Source organism: Methanoculleus horonobensis (assembly GCF_001602375.1).
Classification (GTDB): domain Archaea; phylum Halobacteriota; class Methanomicrobia; order Methanomicrobiales; family Methanoculleaceae; genus Methanoculleus; species Methanoculleus horonobensis.
On the sequence record NZ_BCNY01000015.1, the window covers coordinates 560,059 to 578,812 of the forward strand.

22 protein-coding genes are annotated in these 18,754 nt (G+C 64.5%); 9 read left to right on the top strand and 13 right to left on the bottom strand.

The window, feature by feature from the left end:
* Nucleotides 1–31 precede the first annotated feature (31 nt).
* Nucleotides 32–406, top strand: a complete 375-nt coding sequence (locus MCUHO_RS10570; RefSeq protein WP_067078032.1) for a DUF5518 domain-containing protein — start codon at nucleotides 32–34, stop codon at nucleotides 404–406.
* Here MCUHO_RS10570 and MCUHO_RS10575 read toward each other — a convergent pair.
* Nucleotides 396–1,616 carry an MFS transporter gene (locus MCUHO_RS10575; RefSeq protein WP_067078034.1) on the bottom strand — a complete coding sequence of 407 codons (1,221 nt, stop codon included), beginning with the start codon at nucleotides 1,614–1,616 and terminating at the stop codon, nucleotides 396–398. The genes MCUHO_RS10570 and MCUHO_RS10575 overlap by 11 nt on opposite strands.
* 132 nt (nucleotides 1,617–1,748) lie before the next feature.
* Between MCUHO_RS10575 and MCUHO_RS10580 the strand changes: the two genes are divergently transcribed.
* The 4 genes from MCUHO_RS10580 to MCUHO_RS10590 all read left to right on the top strand — a co-directional run bounded on the left by MCUHO_RS10580 (nucleotide 1,749) and on the right by MCUHO_RS10590 (nucleotide 5,501).
* Nucleotides 1,749–3,125, top strand: coding sequence for an MFS transporter (locus MCUHO_RS10580; protein ID WP_067078038.1), 1,377 nt, complete (start codon nucleotides 1,749–1,751; stop codon nucleotides 3,123–3,125).
* Nucleotides 3,126–3,211: 86 nt separating this feature from the next.
* Nucleotides 3,212–4,828 (top strand): ATP-binding protein, encoded by a 1,617-nt coding sequence (locus MCUHO_RS10585; RefSeq protein WP_067078042.1) that lies wholly within the window; start codon nucleotides 3,212–3,214, stop codon nucleotides 4,826–4,828.
* An 85-nt stretch (nucleotides 4,829–4,913) separates the two neighbouring features.
* On the top strand, nucleotides 4,914–5,072 hold the full coding sequence (locus tag MCUHO_RS12445; RefSeq protein ID WP_084385998.1) for a rubredoxin: 159 nt from the start codon (nucleotides 4,914–4,916) through the stop codon (nucleotides 5,070–5,072).
* Nucleotides 5,073–5,339: 267 nt separating this feature from the next.
* Nucleotides 5,340–5,501 (top strand): rubredoxin, encoded by a 162-nt coding sequence (locus MCUHO_RS10590; protein WP_328585635.1) that lies wholly within the window; start codon nucleotides 5,340–5,342, stop codon nucleotides 5,499–5,501.
* Between the two features lie 105 nt (nucleotides 5,502–5,606).
* Here the strand turns inward: MCUHO_RS10590 and MCUHO_RS10595 are convergent, their stop codons facing one another.
* From MCUHO_RS10595 to MCUHO_RS10615, 5 genes are read right to left on the bottom strand one after another with little or no spacing between them, the layout of a single operon-like run.
* Nucleotides 5,607–6,128 (bottom strand): hypothetical protein, encoded by a 522-nt coding sequence (locus MCUHO_RS10595; RefSeq protein ID WP_067078047.1) that lies wholly within the window; start codon nucleotides 6,126–6,128, stop codon nucleotides 5,607–5,609.
* A 34-nt stretch (nucleotides 6,129–6,162) separates the two neighbouring features.
* Nucleotides 6,163–7,212: an ABC transporter ATP-binding protein gene (locus MCUHO_RS10600; protein WP_067078050.1), complete on the bottom strand. Its 1,050-nt coding sequence runs from the start codon at nucleotides 7,210–7,212 to the stop codon at nucleotides 6,163–6,165.
* Nucleotides 7,213–8,025, bottom strand: coding sequence for an ABC transporter permease (locus tag MCUHO_RS10605; RefSeq protein WP_067078053.1), 813 nt, complete (start codon nucleotides 8,023–8,025; stop codon nucleotides 7,213–7,215). It abuts the gene before it with no gap.
* Between the two features lie 2 nt (nucleotides 8,026–8,027).
* Nucleotides 8,028–8,519: a tRNA (N6-threonylcarbamoyladenosine(37)-N6)-methyltransferase TrmO gene (gene tsaA, locus MCUHO_RS10610; protein WP_067078056.1), complete on the bottom strand. Its 492-nt coding sequence runs from the start codon at nucleotides 8,517–8,519 to the stop codon at nucleotides 8,028–8,030.
* Nucleotides 8,516–9,319, bottom strand: coding sequence for a molybdate ABC transporter substrate-binding protein (locus MCUHO_RS10615; protein WP_235808246.1), 804 nt, complete (start codon nucleotides 9,317–9,319; stop codon nucleotides 8,516–8,518). Before MCUHO_RS10615 ends, tsaA begins: the two co-directional genes overlap by 4 nt.
* A gap of 166 nt (nucleotides 9,320–9,485) precedes the next feature.
* On the opposite strand from MCUHO_RS10615, the gene MCUHO_RS10620 reads away from it, so the two are divergent.
* Nucleotides 9,486–9,854: a nuclear transport factor 2 family protein gene (locus MCUHO_RS10620; protein WP_067078062.1), complete on the top strand. Its 369-nt coding sequence runs from the start codon at nucleotides 9,486–9,488 to the stop codon at nucleotides 9,852–9,854.
* Here the strand turns inward: MCUHO_RS10620 and thiE are convergent.
* Together thiE and thiM are read right to left on the bottom strand one after the other, a co-directional pair.
* Complete coding sequence (thiE, locus tag MCUHO_RS10625; RefSeq protein WP_067078066.1) at nucleotides 9,851–10,486, bottom strand: thiamine phosphate synthase; 636 nt, start codon at nucleotides 10,484–10,486, stop codon at nucleotides 9,851–9,853. The two genes, MCUHO_RS10620 and thiE, sit on opposite strands and share 4 nt — an antisense overlap.
* Nucleotides 10,486–11,325: a hydroxyethylthiazole kinase gene (gene thiM / locus MCUHO_RS10630; protein ID WP_084385999.1), complete on the bottom strand. Its 840-nt coding sequence runs from the start codon at nucleotides 11,323–11,325 to the stop codon at nucleotides 10,486–10,488. The genes thiE and thiM overlap by 1 nt, the downstream gene beginning before the upstream one ends.
* 130 nt (nucleotides 11,326–11,455) lie before the next feature.
* Here thiM and mch point away from each other — a divergent pair, with 130 nt between their 5' ends.
* The gene (gene mch / locus MCUHO_RS10635) at nucleotides 11,456–12,412 is read left to right on the top strand and encodes a methenyltetrahydromethanopterin cyclohydrolase (protein ID WP_067078069.1); all 957 of its coding nucleotides are present in this window, start codon (nucleotides 11,456–11,458) and stop codon (nucleotides 12,410–12,412) included.
* 435 nt (nucleotides 12,413–12,847) lie between these two features.
* On the opposite strand, the gene MCUHO_RS10640 is transcribed toward mch, so the two are convergent.
* The 4 genes from MCUHO_RS10640 to MCUHO_RS10655 are packed head-to-tail and all read right to left on the bottom strand — an operon-like array spanning nucleotide 12,848 to nucleotide 15,210.
* Entirely contained in the window at nucleotides 12,848–13,120 is a 273-nt protein-coding gene (locus MCUHO_RS10640; RefSeq protein ID WP_067078072.1) for a 4Fe-4S dicluster domain-containing protein, read from the bottom strand.
* 6 nt (nucleotides 13,121–13,126) lie between these two features.
* Complete coding sequence (locus tag MCUHO_RS10645; protein WP_067078871.1) at nucleotides 13,127–13,606, bottom strand: pyridoxamine 5'-phosphate oxidase family protein; 480 nt, start codon at nucleotides 13,604–13,606, stop codon at nucleotides 13,127–13,129.
* Nucleotides 13,607–13,611: 5 nt separating this feature from the next.
* The gene (locus MCUHO_RS10650) at nucleotides 13,612–14,103 is read right to left on the bottom strand and encodes a pyridoxamine 5'-phosphate oxidase family protein (protein WP_067078075.1); all 492 of its coding nucleotides are present in this window, start codon (nucleotides 14,101–14,103) and stop codon (nucleotides 13,612–13,614) included.
* Nucleotides 14,104–14,121: 18 nt separating this feature from the next.
* Nucleotides 14,122–15,210: a (Fe-S)-binding protein gene (locus MCUHO_RS10655; RefSeq protein WP_067078078.1), complete on the bottom strand. Its 1,089-nt coding sequence runs from the start codon at nucleotides 15,208–15,210 to the stop codon at nucleotides 14,122–14,124.
* A 326-nt stretch (nucleotides 15,211–15,536) separates the two neighbouring features.
* Here MCUHO_RS10655 and MCUHO_RS10660 point away from each other — a divergent pair, with 326 nt between their 5' ends.
* The gene (locus MCUHO_RS10660; RefSeq protein ID WP_067078081.1) at nucleotides 15,537–16,391 is read left to right on the top strand and encodes an Mrp/NBP35 family ATP-binding protein; all 855 of its coding nucleotides are present in this window, start codon (nucleotides 15,537–15,539) and stop codon (nucleotides 16,389–16,391) included.
* 45 nt (nucleotides 16,392–16,436) lie between these two features.
* Nucleotides 16,437–16,628 carry a hypothetical protein gene (locus MCUHO_RS10665; protein WP_067078873.1) on the top strand — a complete coding sequence of 64 codons (192 nt, stop codon included), beginning with the start codon at nucleotides 16,437–16,439 and terminating at the stop codon, nucleotides 16,626–16,628.
* Nucleotides 16,629–16,663: 35 nt separating this feature from the next.
* Here the strand turns inward: MCUHO_RS10665 and MCUHO_RS10670 are convergent, their stop codons facing one another.
* Nucleotides 16,664–18,535 (bottom strand): PAS domain S-box protein, encoded by a 1,872-nt coding sequence (locus tag MCUHO_RS10670; protein WP_067078096.1) that lies wholly within the window; start codon nucleotides 18,533–18,535, stop codon nucleotides 16,664–16,666.
* Between the last annotated feature and the right edge of the window lie 219 nt (nucleotides 18,536–18,754).

Sequence of the window (18,754 nt, forward strand, 5' to 3'; positions counted from 1 at the left end):
TCCCCCGGAACATCTTATTTCGGAGGCGCGCTTGGCGAAACAGCACAGTCCCTACTGGCTTTCTCCGCTTGTAGGCATCATATTCATGCTCTTCATCAGCCCGTTCTTTCCGGTAGGGGGCCCGATCGTCGGGGGGATCATCGGCGGCTACCTCGGGCCCCCGGGGGCGGCTCGGGGCGCGCTCGGCGGACTTATCGGCGGGCTCGTCGTCGCCGCGATCTTCTCGGTCGTCGCCGTCGTCGGGGGGACAGCGCTCCTCGGCCCAATCGGGGCCCTCATCGGCCTCGGGATCGCCGCCCTCCTCTTCGCCCTCGCCCTCTACTTCGGCATCCTCGGCGCCGTCGGCGGTGCAATCGGCGGGGCGCTGAAAGCGTGGATGGTATCGCGTCGCAGGGTTACGGGATGATATCCCCGAGCCCCTCCTGGAGCCTCACCGCGATCCGGGAGCGGCACATCCAGAGGTATGCGGCGACCGCCGCAACCTCGACGATGACGACGTACGCGACGATGTGCCCGATCGATACGTCGTAGAGGACACCCATCACGGCGCTCCCCACGAACCACGCCGTCCCGAAGACCGCGGTCACGCTCCCGTAGACCCTCCCCCTTCGGTCGGTCGTCGTGGACTCTGCTATCGACGCCCGGAGAACGGGCTCGAAGATCCCGATCCCGGCCCCCCAGATAAGCGATCCCGCGACGGCGACGGCCGGTTCGGGCGAGAATGCGAGGACGGCCGTCGTGATGCTGAGGGCGGGAATGGCGAGGAGGACGTGGGTGCCGGCCCGGTCGAAGATCCGCCCGACGAGCAGCGCCACGGCGACCGAGACCGTCATCGCGGCGGCGTAGAAGAGGGGTATGGCGGCGTCGGGGACGACCGATTGGGCTTTTAAGTGGAAGGAGATGAGCGGGAAACTGGCAAAACCTGCCATCCCGAGGAATATAAACGCGGCATACGGCACGATCCCGGGCAGATCGTCCCCCTCCGCCTTTCCTTCCCCCTCTTCTTCGAGGCATCCCGGCCTCGGCACCTCCGACCGGCCGAGGAAGAGTGCGATTGGAACGCCGGCGAGAGGGATCCCGAGCAGGAGGAATCCCTGAGCGTATCCGCCGGTGACGGCCAGGGCGGCGGCCATGACCAGCGGGCCGGCGACCGCACCGACCTGGTCGAGCGCCTTGTGGACGCCGAATCCCCATCCCCTCCCGACGGCGGTCGTGGCATGGGAGAGGATCGTATCCCGGGCCGGTGTCCGGACGGCTTTTCCTATCCGCTCGGCGATGATGAGGACGGCGGCGTTCTCCCACCGCCCGGCGACGGCGAGGAATGGTATGGCGGCGAGCAGGCTGTAGCCGGCCGTCGCCGCCTTCCAGTAACGGTGATTCCGGCCGACGTAGATGCCGGTGGCCGATCGCAGGGCGTATCCTATGAACTCGCCGGCGCCGGCGACCAGCCCGATGATTGCCGCGCTCCCCCCGAGGAGGAGGAGGTAGGGGCCGGTGACGCTCCTGGCACCGTTCGAGACGAGGCTCCCGAAGAGGCTTGCCGCGCCGAGGAGGAGGATGAGCCGGAGCGAGAGGTCGCGGAGATCCTCCCGGGTCCCCGGGGGAGGGTCGGGCATATCCTCCCGGGTGCTCTTCTCACTAAAGTAGTCCGCGGGCGGCGGCAGTGCCCTTATCTGCGCTCGCCGCGAATATTCTTATCACGCAAACCCGGCGCGGGCTCGGGGCGTTTCAGGAGCACGAGGGATACCGTGGAGCAGGAAGAGAGCGGGCCGTATTCGCGAAGATTCATCCTCATACTGGTCACCGTCGCCACGTTTTTGAACCCCTTCACGGGCTCCGCGATCAACCTCGCTCTCCCCGCAATCGGCGGGGAGTTCTCCGCCGACGCCGCCACGCTTGCCTGGGTCACGAGCGCCTATCTCCTCGCGTCAGTCATCTTCCTCCTCCCGGCGGGGAGGCTTGGGGACTCGCAGGGAAAGGTCAGGGTCTTTTTAGCCGGGATCGTGGTCTACACCGCCGGCTCCCTCCTCACCATCTTCACGCCCACGATGGACCTCCTCCTCGTCTTCCGGTTCATCCAGGGGATGGGCGGCGCCATGATCTACGCAAACAGCGTGGCCCTGATCACCCACCTCTACCCGCCCGGCGAGCGGGGCTATGCGATCGGGCTGAATACGACGGCAGTCTACGCCGGGCTCTCGCTTGGGCCGTTCCTCGGGGGCGCCCTGACCCAGTTCCTCGGCTGGCGGAGCATCTTCATCGTGACCGCGCTCCTCGCCGTCCCGGTCCTCTTCTACGCCGGGAAGTTCCCGGCGTTCTTAAACGAGCGGCAGCGGGAGCACTTCGACGTCGCGGGTCTGGTTCTCTCCTCCGCCCTGATCCTCTGCCTCTTCCTGGGCCTGGCCTGGGTGACCACCCCGACCGGCGCAACGCTCCTCGCGGTAGCCCTGGTGCTCGGAGCGATCTTCTTCCGGGTGGAGCGGAGCCGCCAAAACCCGCTTCTCCCGGTCACGCTGCTTGAGAAGAACCGGGTTTTTGCCGCCTCGAACGCCGCCGCCCTGATCAACTACAGCGCCACGTTCGCGGTCGGGTTCCTCCTCTCCCTCTACCTCCAGTACATCCGGGGCTACGAACCCGTCGCCGCGGGCACCCTGCTTCTCCTTCAACCGATCGTCCAGGTCTTCGTCGCCCCGACGGCGGGCCGCCTGGCCGACCGGATGCAGCCCGGGCTCGTCGCTTCGGCAGGGATGGCGATTACGGCCGTGGGCCTCTTCGGCTTCTCCCTGCTTGACGAAATGACGCCGATCGCCGCGATCCTCGCGCTCCTGGTGCTGCTGGGCGTGGGGCTCGGGATCTTCTCGTCCCCGAACACCACCGCCATCATGGGCTGTGTGGAGAAACGCTACTACGGGAGCGCGTCGGCAATGGTGGCGATGATGCGGTCGCTCGGGATGATGCTGAGCATGGGAGCGGTTCTCGTGGTCTTTGCGGTCATCATGGGATCGACGACCGTTACCCCGGCGATATTCCCGGAGTTCCTGGCGAGCCTGCGGCTAATCTTCCTCGCGTTCGCGGTTCTCTCGGCCTTCGGGGTCTTCCTCTCGCTCCGCAGGAACAAATGCTGACGAAAGGAGCCGAATCCCCGAACGAACCCTCCTGAAACGAAGAGGAAACGTTAAACCTCCCGCCGTCCTGTGATCTCTTTGAGCGGATGGAGATCGTAATCGGGAAGGACGGCGACCACGACGTCGCCGTTGATGCCCAGGAACTGGTCACGGGAAGAACCTGCATCATCGCGCAATCCGGTGCCGGGAAGAGCTGGAGCATTGCGGTCCTCTGCGAGCAACTCCTGCAGGCGCGGGTGGGGTTCTGTCTCATCGATACGGAGGGGGAGTACTCCTCGCTCAGGGACCGGTTCCACCTCCTCTGGATCGGTTCCGGGGACGACTGCGACGTGGATATCGAGCGGGCGAACATCCGGGAACTGATGCAGAACGCGATCTGCTCCCGGACGGCGGTGATCTTCGACGTCTCGGAGACCGATATGCACGAGAAGGTGACGCTCCTCGCCGACGTCCTCTACGATCTCGAGAGCGGGCTCAAAAAACCCTTCCTGCTGATCGTGGAGGAGGCGGACAAGTTCATCCCCCAGTCCGGCGACTCCATCAAGAAGATCGAGGAGATCTCCCGCCGGGGGCGCAAACGCGGGCTCGGCATGCTGGTCGCGACCCAGCGGCCGTCGCTCGTGACGAAGAACGTCCTCTCGCAGTGCAACAACCAGATCATCGGCAAACTCTCGATAGAAAACGACTTAAAAGCCGTCGCCCTCTTCTTTTCGTCCCGTAAAGAGGTCGCTGAACTCGCGGAACTCGAGCCCGGGGAGTTCTTCGTGATGGGCGGCCTCTGCCGCGAGAAGGTGAAGATGCGGTTCCGCGACCGGCTCTGCGAGCACCGCGGGCTGACGCCCCGGCTCGTGGCCGCGCGGCCGGTCGAGCCCGGCAGGCCCGCGAAGCCTTCCCGGGCGGAACCGGCCCGCGCCGAACCCTGCGATCCGGAGGATCTCCCGCAGGAAGAGCCGGCAAACATCCCGCAAGCCGCCGCGAATGCGGTTGTCCCGGTGCTGCTCCGCGAGGAGGCGCTCGATATCGCGAAGGGGAAGCGGAAACGCCGGTACCTGATCCTTGAGCCGGAAGAGCGGATCGTCTCCGGGGAGCGGGTCTATCGGCCGCTCCACCGGGTGGATCTCCGCTACATCGGCGGGTTGCTCCGGAAGGCGACGAAGACGGCGTCGTTCGTCATCGACGGATTTACCGGCTGCATCGTCGAGATGGATCGCGGCCTGAGAGTCCGGCCGGGGTTCTCGGAACTCCTGGGGCTCGATGAGGCCGCGGTGAAGGTCGTTGCCGGGCTTGCGAACGGCGGCTCGACCCTGACCGAGATCGAGGCAGATACCCATCTAGCGCCGGCCGCGGTGAAGAAGGCGATCAAGAGCCTCGCCGGTGCGAAACTCATCACGGAGATGAAGACGGTGGGCGATACGACGGTCTACGTCCCCCTGCTTGCAGCGGACGTCCCTGCGCTCTCCGCCCTCCGTCCTGGATCCGGCGACCTTCCGATGGAGCCCCTTCGCGGGGAGTCCCTCGAGGCAAAGGCCACGGAGTCGTCCCTTCGGACGATCCTCAAAGGGCTCGAACCCACGGCGGAGATCGTCGGATTCGATACGATCTACTACCCGGTCTACCTGATCCGGTTCGCCTCGGAGCGGGGGGAGCGCTCGATCGTTCTCGACGGCTGCACGGGGAAAGAACTTCTCTTTCCGGGCTCGTGACCGGAGTGCTTATCCTCACGCGGGGGCATAGGGGATCGTATGCCCTGCCGCCCCCGTGGCCGGTGGGCGGAGAGGTGAAGAAGCAATGGATTCATACCGCTGCACGCTGTGCGGCTACGTTTACAGTCCTGCTGTCGGCGATTTCGATCATGGCGTCAAGGCCGGAACGGCGTTTGAGGATCTGCCCGAGACCTGGAGATGCCCCCGGTGCGGTGCGCCGAAGAGCCGGTTTAAGAAGGTGTAAGGGAGAGCCGTTCTTGACCGGATTCCGGTCTTCTCTTCTGGCGATGTGCGCCGGTTGGCGCATTGCTCTCTCTTTGTTGCCTGAACCGGAACCTCCCGTGTCCCCCTCCGCGAATCTCCCGCCTCGAAGAGTTATTCGTCCATGACGGCCCTGCCGGCAGGAACTTCATCCCCCGATCTCCTGATCGGAGTACTTATCCCCACGGGGCTACATGGGTGCCGTGCCCCCATCGACGTTGCGGCCGGTCGGGGCGGTGAGGTGAAGGAGATGATGGATTCATACCGGTGCGGACTCTGCGGCTATGTCTACAATCCCAGGGCCGGCGAGCCCGGCCAGGGGATCGAGGGCCGCACAGAGTTTGGAGACCTGCCCGAGAACTGGGCATGCTCCCGGTGCGGTGCGGAGAAGAACCTGTTTCGGAAGGCGTAAGGGGCGGTTCGGGGCCGGCCTCCCCATAACACATCTTCTCTTTTAGGGGTGTGGTCGTACGAGAGCGTTATATGGCGTTCTATTCTCCCGGCCGCACAAACTTCCTCACCCGAACCGGAAGGTCCGGAGCCCCTCCCCGCGGATCTCGCGCCCGGCGAGGTGCTCCATCTCGTGGTCGATCCCGTAGGCGGCGGAGCCCGAGAATTCCATCTCCGCGGCATCGAGGTCTTCGGTCCGGATCGTCTTCTCGAGTGGGTGGACGGTCATTTTGATCACGCGGCGGGCAGCAAGCCGTACCCGGTACGGCCGTGCGACAAGCAGCCGCGCGGGAGTACTGCCGCACTTCTCCAGCCGGTAGACGGTTCCCTCCCGGTGCAGGAGTACCGGGTCGATGAAGAGGTAGATCTCTTCGAGGGAGTAGCCGATCAACTGTTCATCATCGTAGACCGTGGTCTTCGTCACGGCCGATATCGCGGTGAGCCCCTCCGCTGCGTAACTCCAGTCGCCCCCGTAACGGAGCGAGAAGAGAAGGGGAACGAGCGCATCGGCGGGTATTCCGAACTGCTCGGCGAGGGCGGCCTCCCGGGCGGCAAAGACGAGTTCTTCCCGGATATCGTCGGCATCCATCGGCTCGCCCCTGCGCCGGGGGACCGGATAAATACTACCGCTTGAAGACGTGGACCGCGGAGGCCTTGAAGGTGACACTGGCCGGCTCGCCCTCGACGAGGCCCAGGCGGGCGACGCTCTGCCGGGTCAGGACGGCGACGAAAAGCAGTCCCGTATCCACGACGACCCGCGAAAACATGCCGTTCTGACGAATCTCAGCAACCGTGCCCGGAAAGGTGTTTGCGGCGCTCGACTCGAACGGCCGGCGGGAGAGGATCACCTCCTCCGGCCGGATGCCGACGCAGACGTCGCCCTCGATCGCGGTGACCGTCCGGACGACGATCTCCCCGAGGTCGATCGCCGCTTCCCCGTTCCGGACGCGGGATACCCCGCAGTAGACGTTCTCCATGCCGGTGAAGGCGGCGACGAACTCGGTGGCGGGTCGCCGGAAGACCTCGTCCGGGGTGCCCGCCTGGACGATCCTCCCATCCTGCATCACCGCCACCCGGTCGGCAAGGGCGAATATGTCCTCGAAGTGGTGGGTGATGTGGATGACCGTCGTGCCGGTCGCCCGGTGGATCGCCTTCAGTTCCCTCCGGAGCCGTTCCCGGGTGACGGTGTCGAGCGCCGAGAGCGGTTCGTCGAGGAGCAGGACGCGGGGCCGGAGGACGAGCGCCCGGGCGATCGCCGCCCGCTGCTGCTCCCCGCCGGAGAGCGTCCCTGTCGTCCGTTCCAGGAGGTGGCCGATCCCGAGAAGGGCCGCGGTCTCCTGCACGCTCTCCCTGATGCGGGCGGGATCGGCCTTCCCCTGCTTGAGGCCGAACCCGATGTTCTCCCCGACGGTGAGGTGGGGGAAGAGCATGTAGTCCTGGTAGACCATGCCTATCCCCCGGTCTTTTGGGTCGGTGTGGGTGATATCACGGCCGTCCAGATCGATCGTCCCGGCGTCCGGGGCGTATATCCCCGCCAGGGTCTCGAGGAGGATGGTCTTTCCCGCGCCGGTCGGCCCGAGGACGACGAAGTATTCGCCGTCGGCGACGGTCAGGTCCACGCCGTCGAGAGCGAAGTCCCCGAGGCGTTTGGCGAGCCCGGCGATCCTGAGCACCTAGAACACCCCCCGTCCGCCGGTGTAGCGTTCGAAGACCGCGAGCGAGATGACCGATATGACGATCAGGATGACGGATGCGGCGACGGCAAGGTCGAGATCCCCCGTCGACATGTTCAGGAAGAGCGCGATGGGCAGGGTCTCGGTCTTCATCCGGGTGGCTCCCGCAAGCATCAGGACGGCGCCGAACTCGCCGATGGACTTCGACCAGGTGATGACCAGGCCCGCGATGAGACCGCTCTTTGCGAGAGGAAGGGTGATCTGGTGGAACGCTCCCCACTCGGTGCACCCGAGCGTCCGGGCGACGTGTTCGTAGCGGGGGTTGATCGTCTCGAAGGCCGACCGGGCGACCCTGACCATGTAGGGCAGGTTGACGAAGAACTGGGCGACGATGATCCCGAGCGGGGTGTAGATGACGTCGAGCCCCCACTCCGAGAGCATCTTCCCGAATGTCGAGGGGCCGTAGAAGATGAGCAGCGCCACGCCCGCAACGAGCGGCGGGAGGGCGAGCGGGATGTTGAAGATCGTGTTCGCCACCCCTCTGCCGGGAAACGAGAGCCGGGCGAGGGAGTAGGCGACCGGTACGGCGGCGACGACGCAGAAGGCGGTGGAGACCGCCGAGGTGACGAGCGAGAGTTCGACGGCAAAGAGGATCTCGGGTGAGAGCAGGCTCTCGATGAGAGCCGGAAGCGGCGGGTAGACCACGAGGCCGGCGATGACGACGAGCATGTAGGCGATCAGGGCGAATGAGACGGCAAGAAAGATCGCCTTGAACGGGGTGAGGCGGGGGAGGGCTGCCCGGCTCGGAAACACGGTCAATCTACCCTGAAGGATGCGCTCTGTTTCTTGATCTGCTCGACGTGCTGCGGCGTCACCCACCCGGAGGCCGCACCCGGGATGCAGTCGAACGCCGGGATGTAGGGTTTGATATCGAGGATCGGTGTCCCGTCCAGGAGGTCGATGCCCTCGACGGCAAGCGTGGCGCCGTCGATCCCGGCAAGCCTGACGACCGATATCCCGAGCATGTTCGGGCGGTTGAAGTGCCGGGTGGCGAAGATGCCGTGCGCCTTGGCGCCGTCGATGAGCGGTCGTTCGGCGATTTCTTCACCGGCGGCCCGGTGGAACCGGTAGATGAGGATGAGATGGGAGAATCCCGTGAGTGCCGCTAGACCGTCCCGGAATTCGGGGTAGACCTCCACCGTCCCGCGAACGGTGGCGAAGGCCGCCTGGATGGGGGTGGCGGCCGGGTCGGTGAAGGGCGTCCGGACGATTCCGATTGCCCTGCAGGGGTACTCCGTGCCGTTCATGGCTCTACCCCCGCGTATGCCGGATCGGGGTAGACGGGGAACCCGTGTTTGGCAAAGATCGCCTTCCCCTCGTCGGAGGTGACGAACTCGACGAACTTCCGGGCGGCGTCAGGCTGCTCCGTGAAGGCGGTCGCCCCTATCGGAATGATGAGGGTGAGCCCGTCTTCCTGCGCCAGATCGATCCTGTCCATCGTCTCGGGGTTTATCAGGTCGAGCGTGAGGAGCGCGGCGTCGGCGGTGCCCATGTTCATCGCCACGACCACCTCGTTGATCGTCGGCGCCCGGAGGACGACGTTTGCTTCGACGGCGTCGAGGATGCCGTGCTTCTCGAAGAGTTTGTCGCCGGCCCTGCCGATCGCGGTGGTGTTCGCGCCGCCGAGCGCGATCTTCAGCCCGGGCCGGGCGAAGTCGTCGACCGAGGTGATGTTCTTCGGGTTTCCTTTCGCGACGGCGATCACCGGGACGTGGTAGGCGGCGTAGCCGGGCTCTCCGACCAGTCCTTTCTCCCGGGCGATCCGGTAGTCGGGCGTTCCGCCGGGCACGAAGGCGTCGCCTTTCCGGGAGAGTTCCATCTGAGTGATGAGCGTACCCGAGCCGGCGAAGGTGTACTCGACGTCGATGCCGTATTTGTCGGCAAATACCTCCCCGATCTCGATCATCGGCTTCTTGAGGCCGGCGCCGGAGTAGACGAGCAGTGTGGCGTCGTCGCCGGCGGCGGTGTTATCCCCGGTGACGGTGGTGCATCCCGCTACGAAGAGGAGAAGGGCGAGCGTGACCAGTGCTATGGCATTTTTTGACATGGATACCATTCAGTACCCGCTACACTGATATTAAAGTGATTTCTTTTACTTTTGAGTTGATTTAAAATGTTTTACTTGACAACATCCCTGTTTAACCTTGCTGTTCTCAGGGTGGATAGGACCCGGGGAAACGATTATTATCGACTCGTGCGTCCAGACGCTCCTTATGGAAGACCTGTTATCTACTCTGCTGGATATCGAGGAGCGGGCCTGGAAGGCGGCCGACACCCGGGACGTGGAATTCTACCGGGAGTACCTCGCTCCGGAAGCCCTCGTCGTCAGCCCCCGGGGCATCCTGGACCGGGATGGGATCATCCGGGACCTCATGGAGAACCCCAATGAACTGCCGGCGTATGTCATCACGGATCCGAAAGTCGTGCCCCTCGGGGAGGAGGGTGCCGCCCTCGCGTATACCGTCTCCTTCGGTGGGCAGACGATCTTTGTATCGACCGTGTATACACGGAGCGACGGCCGGTGGCGGGCGGCCTTCCACCAGCGGACGCCTGCTTCCCCGGCGACCTGCCCGGCGGATTAACGGCCTTCCGTTTTCGCGGCGACGATCCGGGCACGGAGATCCCTGGCGGCGGCGGTGACGTCGTCCCGGGCGACGACCGCCGAGATCACCGCGATGCCGTCCGCCCCCGCGGCGATGACGTCGGAGACGTTTGCCGCGGTGATTCCCCCGATCGCGACGAGCGGGAGGGATACCACGGCCTTGATCCCCGAGAGCGTCATAAGCCCGTGCCCCGGGCCTGCGTCGTCCTTCGACCCGGTCGCAAACGTCGGGCTGAGCGCCACGTAGTCGGCACCCGCCGCGGCGGCCCGGAGAGCCGCATCGACCGACCCGACCGATGCCCCGATGATGAACCCCGGCGGGGCGAGCCGCCGTGCATGCCTGAGGGGCAGATCGCCCTCGCCGAGGTGGACGCCGTCGGCACCGGCTGCGAGGGCGACGTCCATGCGGTCGTTCATGATGAAGAGCGCGCCGGCATCAAGGGTGATCTCGCGGACGGCAACGGCCGCATCGAAGAGCGCCCGTCCCGGGAGAGTCTTGTCGCGGAGCTGGATCACGTCCGCTCCCCCCGCGACGGCGAGGCGGGCAAGTTCCACATGGGAGCGCCCGCGGCCGATCGTCTCGTCGGTGACTACATAGAGGTCGTATCCCATCAGTGCTCCTCGATCAGTGCTCCCCGGGTAAGGTCGTCAGTGACGAGCCCGGCAAGTTCGTCGAAGAGCCCCGTCCGGAACGAGTACGGGCCGCGTGCCCCACAGGCCGCCCGCTCCCCGGCAAGGCCGAAGGCCGCGAGCGCCGCGGCCGACGCGACCGCGTAATCGTCCGCGACCGCGACGAACGCCGCGGTGACCGAGGAGGCCATGCACCCCGTCCCCGAGAGCCGGTCCATCGCGGGGTTGCCGTTTTTGACGAGGTAGACCCTGCTGCCGTCGGTCACGACGTCGACCGCCCCCGTCATCGATACGACGGTTCCGGTCGAGCGGGCGCACGCCCGCGCCGTCTCGACGGGATCCCCCGTGACTCCGCCGGAGTCCACGCCCCGGACGTTCCCGCCCGTCCCGGCAAGGACGCCGATCTCCCCGGCGTTACCCTTCAGGACGGCGACATCGAGGGCATCGAGGAGTCTTTGGGCGGTCTCGGTGCGGAACCGGGTCGCCCCAACGCCGACCGGGTCGAGGACGACCGGGATGCCGAGGTCGTTTGCCCGGCGCCCGGCAATCAGCATGGCCTCGACCTGCGTGGCGGAGAGTGTCCCGATGTTCAGGACGAGGGCGCCGGCGGCGGCGACCATCTCGGCGACCTCCTCGGGCGCCTCGGCCATCACCGGGGCGGCCCCGGCAGAGATCGTTATGTTCGCGCAGTCGTTGATCGTGACGCTGTTCGTGATATGATGCACCAGCGGCCGCCCTGATCGCACGGCGGCAAGGAGGCCGGCGGGGATGGTGCCGTTCATGAAGCGTGCCGATGAACTGTTGTTCGTGCTGTCCGGCATAGGTACCTTAGTTGTTCTCCGGGAAATTGCATAAAGCCGGTCGTTGCCGGGTGCGCGTCGGGCCGGATTGCATGCCCGGAGGGGAACTGCTAAAGCGATCTGCACCCTACCGCTGAGAGAGGTGAGGACGATGCTCAGCGTAAACCGCACGGCGATGCCCGCCGTGAGAGAGATGATCGGCCGCCGGGACGAACTCGGGGTGGCGGTTGCAGAGCTGGAGGACGGTGCGACGTGCATCGACTGCGGCGTGCACGTCCCCGGGAGTTACCGGGCGGGCACCCTCTTCGTGGAGATCTGCCTTGCGGGGCTCGCGACGGCGGCGATAACCATGGGCCGGGTCGGCGACGTGCCGGTCCCGTTCCTGCACCTCACCGTGAGCCGTCCTGCTCTCGCGTGCCTGGGGTCGCAGAAGGCGGGATGGGTGCTCAAGGCCGGGAACTACTCCGCGATGGCCTCCGGTCCGGCGCGGGCGCTCTCCTTAAAGCCGAAAAATACCTACAAAATGCTCGGCTACCGCGATACCTCTGAGATCGGCATCCTCGCGCTCGAAGCAGACACCCTGCCCGATGAGGAGGTCACGGGCTTCATCGCGGAGAAGTGCGGCATCGATCCGGAAAACCTCTACGTCCTCGTCGCCCCGACCCGGAGCCTGGTCGGTTCGGTGCAGATCTCCGGGCGGGTCGTCACGGCGACCCTCCACAAACTCGAGGAGAAAAGATACGACGTCCTCCGCATCAGCCACGCGGCGGGCCGATCGCCGATCGCGCCCGTAAAGCGGACCGACATCGAGGCGATGGGGGCGACCAACGACTGCAACATCTACTACGGCTCGGTCTCCCTCGTCGCGGAGGGCTACGATTCTGTCTTTTCGACCCTCCCCTCCCGGACCTCCCCCGACTATGGGAGGCCGTTTGGCCGGGTGCTCAAGGATGCCGGCTACGACTTCCTCAAAATTGACTCGCTGCTTGCCTTCTCGCCGGCGGAGGTCACGGTGAACGATTCGGAGACCGGCGAAGTCCACCATTTCGGGGGCCTGAACCCTGATGTGCTGCTTGAGTCGTTCGGGGTTCTGCAGAATCAGGTATGAGTCTGGGTTCAAGGGCTCTGTTGAACTCCTCTACTTTCTTCAGAAAGTATTTCAGGCGACTCCGTTCTACTCACATAACCCTATCAGCCGATATTCCCGGGTATCGCCACGCACTGCCCCCGCCCCCCGGGGCGGGGTGCGACGGACTGGACGTCCGGAGCTTTAGAAGACCAAAGGTCTTCGAGTGGGGGTTACAGGCGTATAGTTATCTGTAGAAATTGGTTCTGAACGCTGAAGACACGAGGCAGAGACAGGGGAGGGGGCTCGCCCCCTCCCCGTCAGCCCCACCCCCGTGGCGATATCCACCACGGTCCAGCGTACTGGTCGGTGCTGTGGCCCAACACACTCTCATAGGTGTGTGTTTCAGGATGCCCTTGCTTCCATCGATAGCGCGACACCATTCATGGAACATAAAAAAGAGAGCCTGACCCCGGCTCACTCCGGCGTCGTCTTCTCGCGGTAGCGCTCGAGCGCCTTCTCGACGTAGGAAGTCATCTGCACGGCGCCGACGACGCAGGCATCGGCGCACTTCCCGCAGCCGACGCAGGTCTCCGGGCACGTTATCCAGGCCTTGTCGATCTTTCTTCCCAGATCCACGAGCTCGATCGAGCCGGTCGGGCAGGCCTCGACGCAGTCGCCGCACCCCTCGCACGAGAAGGGGATGATCCAGGGGAACTGTTTAGGCATCTTTTTTTCGTCGCTGCTCATCAGACCTCAGTCCCTCTTTCTCGGCACGTCCTTCCAGCGCTGCCGCTCCCAGGCGTCGAGTTCCTCCGGCGGCATGCCGTCGAGCCTCTGCCCGGCCTCGTAGCCGGGCTTCGTGCAGTAGAGTTCGGTCAGGCGGACGAGAAGCACCGCTGCCGCGTCAATCCCTTTCTCCGCGTTTGCCTGTGCTGCGACCGTGTCGAAGGCCTCCCCCGACCGGAGGAGTTCCCCGGTTCCCTTGAACTGATACGCAGCACGAATACCCCCCTGGCGCGAGACGCCGAACGCCACTCTGGGGTTCTCCGACAGCACGGGTGCGATCAGATTCGCTTCGTCCTGTGCAAGCGCGAACGCCACCTCATCGTTGGCCGTCGCCTTTGCGTAGCGGCCCAGCACCACGAACGGCACGCCCTCCGGCGTCGCGACGCAGAGGTGGCAGCCCATCGCCTCGATCCAGGCCTTCATTCGCTCTGTAAGGTTTACCGTCATCTCGATCACCCCGTTAGAACCTTCTCTCCCACGTGCCCCGGCTCGATGGAGTAGGCCTCCTCGACGTGCACGACCACGACCCCGCGCTGGACGGCTTTCGGGAAGACGATGTCCGGCGGCACCTCATCCGGCGGCTCGGCCTTGTTCCAGTTCCCCCACTCGTTCAGGATATCCGTCGCGTTCGCGCCGTACCAGTCGAAATCGCGCGGGAACCCGTACTCCATGTCCACGGCCTTACCTTTGAAGACCCACCACCGCCCCTCGTCGAGCGGGTGGCAGATCGTGACCGCGACCTCGGGGTTCTCCTTGATGTTCGCCTTCGTCTTCAAGAGGAACATATCGGCGATCAGGATCTTGTCGTCCATGTGGGTGGCGACGAACCGCATCGCGGCGATGTTCGGGTTGCCGTCCCTGCTCGACGTGCAGAGGTAGATCAGGCTCCCTCCCTTGCCGGGAACCCGCAGGGCTTCTCTCATCTCCTTCGTAAACTTCACCATTCTTCTCACCTCGTCTGGCTACTTCACCGGATACCCGAACGCGGCGGTTCCGGCAGGGCCGAGTTCCTCGCCCAGCGCCTGTTTCACGAGCTGGGTGATGTAAATCGGTTCGATCTCCATCTTCCGGCAGGTCGCCCGCATCACGGAGATGCAGGCCGGGCAGATGAAGACGAGTTCTTCGGCGCCGGCTTCGGCGGCATCGCCGATGTTTTTACGCTGGATATCGACCGCTCGCTCGTGCTGGGTGTGGAAGATTCCGCACCCGCAGCAGAGCCGGTCATCTCCCGTGTACGTCCGCTTCTCCTCGACGGACTCTACACCGATCATCCCGAAGATATCGGCGAGCCAGTCCGACCAGACCTCGCGGTCCCCGCCTCTCGGCGCGTAGCGCGTCGTGCAGCCGCCCTGCACCGCGACGCTGATCCCGAGCGGATTCCTGATCCGGTCGGGGTGGTCGCGCAGCCAGTTCCTGATGTGCTCGAGGATATGGACCGGCCGGAACGGCACCTCGATCCCCTGCTGCGTCGCGATGGTCGTCGCCACGTTGTAGCAGGCGTCGTGGGTGAAGACGATCTCGTCGACCCCGAACTCTTCGGCCGCTTTCGCGAGGTTCTCGATGAACTGCGGGAGGTTCTTCAGCGGCCGGGACGCCCGGCCGAGGTGGGTCTCGGTAAACCCGCACGCGTACGGCCCGCCCCCGATGATGGTTGCCTCCTCAAAGACCTGTCCCGTGAGGAACTCCGCCTGGGGCACCACCTCGTAAATCCCACCGGCCGAGATCAGCGGGCCGCCCGGTCTTCCCCTCCTGATGACCGTCGCCGGCTTCGTCAGCCAGTCGCTCGACGGCTTTGCGTCTGCAGGAATGCCGAGAACGCCCGTCTCCTCCTGCCGCTGTGCAATGAGATCCCACGGGTCGGCGCCCGTGGGGCAGAAGTCATTGCATGCCGCACAGGTGATGCACTCCTTCAGGATCGGGTGGCGTTCACCCTCTATCAGGGATTTCATGGCGGTCTTTGCATCGTCCTCTCCATAGGATACGTACGGGCAGCGGACGAGACATTCTCCCCTGCAGCGGGAAAAGTCGCATTTCGATAGATCAAATGCCATCGCAGATCCCTCGATCTACCCTGTGTCAATACCCTCTCTTTAACGTGGGGTTCCCGGCAAGATGGGTCTCGAACCGATCTCCGCCCTTTTCCGCCGGAGAACCGTTCAGGGGGGCAGATCCGGTGAGCGCCGTGGATCGCCGTGTATCCCTGAGAGGGGCCGAACATGTAAGTATCAATACCACTTTCTGTTAACGTTGTTAACATTATTGTGCGAGCCGTGTTGCATGATCCTGTTCGGGAAGAACACTCGTGTGGGCTCACAATCACTTCGTGACCGGTGGACGGACGATTCCGCCCACCAGGATGAGGTGTTGAGGGTACGTTATGGCAGAAACAGACAATACAACGAAGGATGCTGGACAGCAGCAGAAAAACCCGTTTGAAAAGGTTTCCGTGAGCGTCAAGCACGTCATCCTGGTGCTGAGCGGAAAGGGGGGCGTCGGGAAGAGCACGGTAGCCGCGAACCTTGCAATGGCGCTTGCGAACCACGGCTACCAGACGGGCCTTCTCGATCTCGATATCCACGGCCCCAACATCCCCAAGATGCTGGGCATCGAGGAGACCAAACTCACGTCGACGAACGGCACGAGGATCGAACCGGTATACGTGGTGCCGGCACTCGGCGTCGTCTCGATGGCGTTTCTCCTGCCGGATAAGAGCACTCCCGTCATCTGGCGCGGCCCCATGAAGATGCAGGTCATCAAACAGTTCCTCACGGATGTTGACTGGGGAGACCTGGACTACCTCGTGGTGGATCTGCCACCGGGCACGGGAGACGAGGCGTTATCGATCATCCAGCTTGCCCCGAACGTTGCCGGTGCCGTTATTGTTACGACGCCGCAGGAGGTTGCCGTACTCGACTCGACAAAGGCCGTAAAATTCGTCGAGAAGATGGGTATCAAGGTTCTCGGGATAGTCGAGAACATGAGTGGGATGGTCTGCCCCCACTGCGGCAAGGAGATCGACCTCTTCGGACAGGGTGGGGGGAAGAAGGCCGCAGGGGATCTCGACGTGCCGTACCTCGGCAATATCCCTCTGGACCCCGATATGCGCAAAGCCGGTGACGAAGGGCGCCCTTTCATCGTCCGGCGTCCGGGAATGGGTGCGGATAACTCCACATGGAGGCACGTGGACGATGTCATGCAGGCGGTTCTCCACAGTATCGGAGAGGCACATTAGGATGCCGGAAGTAGGTGCCGCCAGGAGATGGGGGTGGGCAGGGGCATGAAAAAGTTCCATATAGAACTGACCGGGTTCATCGAGATGGATACCGATCAGGAGCGCGACGCACGGATACTGGCTGAGCGGATTCTTGGGGAGATCCGTTCGGTCTTTTCCGAGCATGGTGCGATACAGAATTGCGGCATCGGGATAAACTCGGTCACGGAGAAGCAGCTCACCCGGCGCTATGGGTAGTCTCTCCGCACGGATCGCGGGAGTCCGGCCGGAGATCACTCCCGGTCGTGCCGCCTGAGGAACGCACGAACTTCGCGCGACTCCACCCATCCCCGATCCAGCTGCCTGATGTACTCGTTGATCCGCTCGACCTGGTCGTGGATGACCGTCGATGTCTTCGTATCGTCGGCCAGGTCGGCCATGCCGAGGATCACCTGCAGGGGCTGGCGTATGTGATCGCCGAGGACGGCGAACTGCTCGATGTTGCGCCCGATCTGCTCGAACGCCTGCCGGTTAAGTTGCTCGCTCTGTTTCCGTTCGGTGACGTCCCTTCCCACCGCCTGGACGCCGACCACCTTCCCGTCCTCCACGATCGGGGATTCGTTCAACTCGACGAAGGCTGTTGTCCCGTTTTTCCGGCGGAACTCGACCTCGAGCCCCTCGATCGATTCGCCTCTCGCCATCTTCTTCTGCCCCTCCTCCCATGCGGCGAGCGATACGGGAGTGACGTAGTCACGGCACTTGCAGCCGATGAGTTCGGCGGGGGTGAAGCCGAGGATCCGGGTCACGGCCGGAGAGATGTAGGTGATCCCCCGGTCATGATAGCAGGTGTAGATCATGTCGAAACTCCGTTGCGCTATCTCGCGGAACTTCTCCTCGCTTTTGCCGAGCGCCTCTTCGGCTGCCTTTCGCTTGATCCCCTGTGCCAGGACGTTCGCGGCCGCCTGAACGAAGTTGATGTCGTCCCGGGTGAACCTGCGCAGGGTCCGGGTATGGGCGCCGAGCACCCCGTACGGCGCCTCGTCACCCTGGATGATGACGCTGATGCCGCTCATGATCTCCTCCCTCCGCAGGAGGGCCGGGCCCCGGAACCGGGTCTCGGCGTCGAAGTCTTCGACGATCACCGGTTCGTGGGAGAGAAGGGTGTATCCCGCCTGGGAATCGGTTCCCCCGTTCACTCTCTCGGTACCGATCCGGACCCCGCTGAACCCCACCGCCGCCTCGAGGATGAAGAGATCCTCATCGGGCAGGTAGCGGAGCACTTTGGCGTACTCGACCCCCAGGCGCTCCGCCACCACCCGGACAACGGCGTCCATCAGCTCGGGAGGCTCCGCCCCTGCAAGAGCGAGTCGGCCGAGATCTGCGATGGCCCCCTGCTGCGCCGCCCGGACGGCAGTGAGCCGTTCGGCCTCTTCTCTCGCGGTGATATCGAGGTTGATCCCTGCCCAGAAGACGATGCTGCCGCTCCCGTCCCGGACAGGAGCCCCCCGGGAGAGGATGGTGTGCTGCTCCCCGTCGACGCCCAGAAGCCTGAGTTCGCGGTTCCACCGGCACCCGGCATCGAGGCACCGTCTCCAGTCCGCACGTGCCGCTGCCGCGTCCTCGAGCCGGATGCATTCCAGCCATCCCTTATCCCGGCATTCTTCCATCGTCCTCCCCAGCAGTTCGAGGAACGAGGCGGAGAGATAGAGTACGTTGCCGTCCGGCCCGCATACCCAGAGGCCGTAGGGCACCAGTTCTCCGACGGTGGCAAAGACCGTCTCGACCCCGACCCGTGCCCTCTCCTGACTGCATCCAAAAGTGATCTCCCGGAACCGTGCAAGCCTCTCCCCGGCGCAGGACTCGCCGGAGATCGCCCGGCACGAGAACGAGAAGCGGCGCACCTCGCCGGTGGAGGTTCGCATCCGACAGGTCTCGTGCGCCACCTCCTCCCGGTTCCGGAGCGCTTCGATTATCCTCCCGGCAGAGCCGCTCTCCTCGGAGAGTGGTGCAAGGTGGCGGGCGATGAGGTCGTCTATCTCCATGCCGCGGGCAGCATCATCGCCGATCCCGAACGTCTCCTGAAACGATCGGTTCAGCCGCACAACGGTATTGTCCCGGCCAAGGATGGCGACGGCATCGTTGAGTTCGTCAAAGCAGCGGTACACAGGAGATCTCCATGGTGCGGAATCCCCGGGCGGGGGTGCGCATGTCAACTATTGGATCGGGTCAATAGATATCTTTTTTTGGAAATCTTCCGCGCCCGCAACGGTACCGGTCCTGCAGGCGACAGCCGCGGAGAAGAGGTCTCTGCCGGTGCGGCCCGGCTCATAGTGGGACGGTGTTGCAGAAGATGCAAAAGGCATGCTGCTGCATATCGGGCAGCC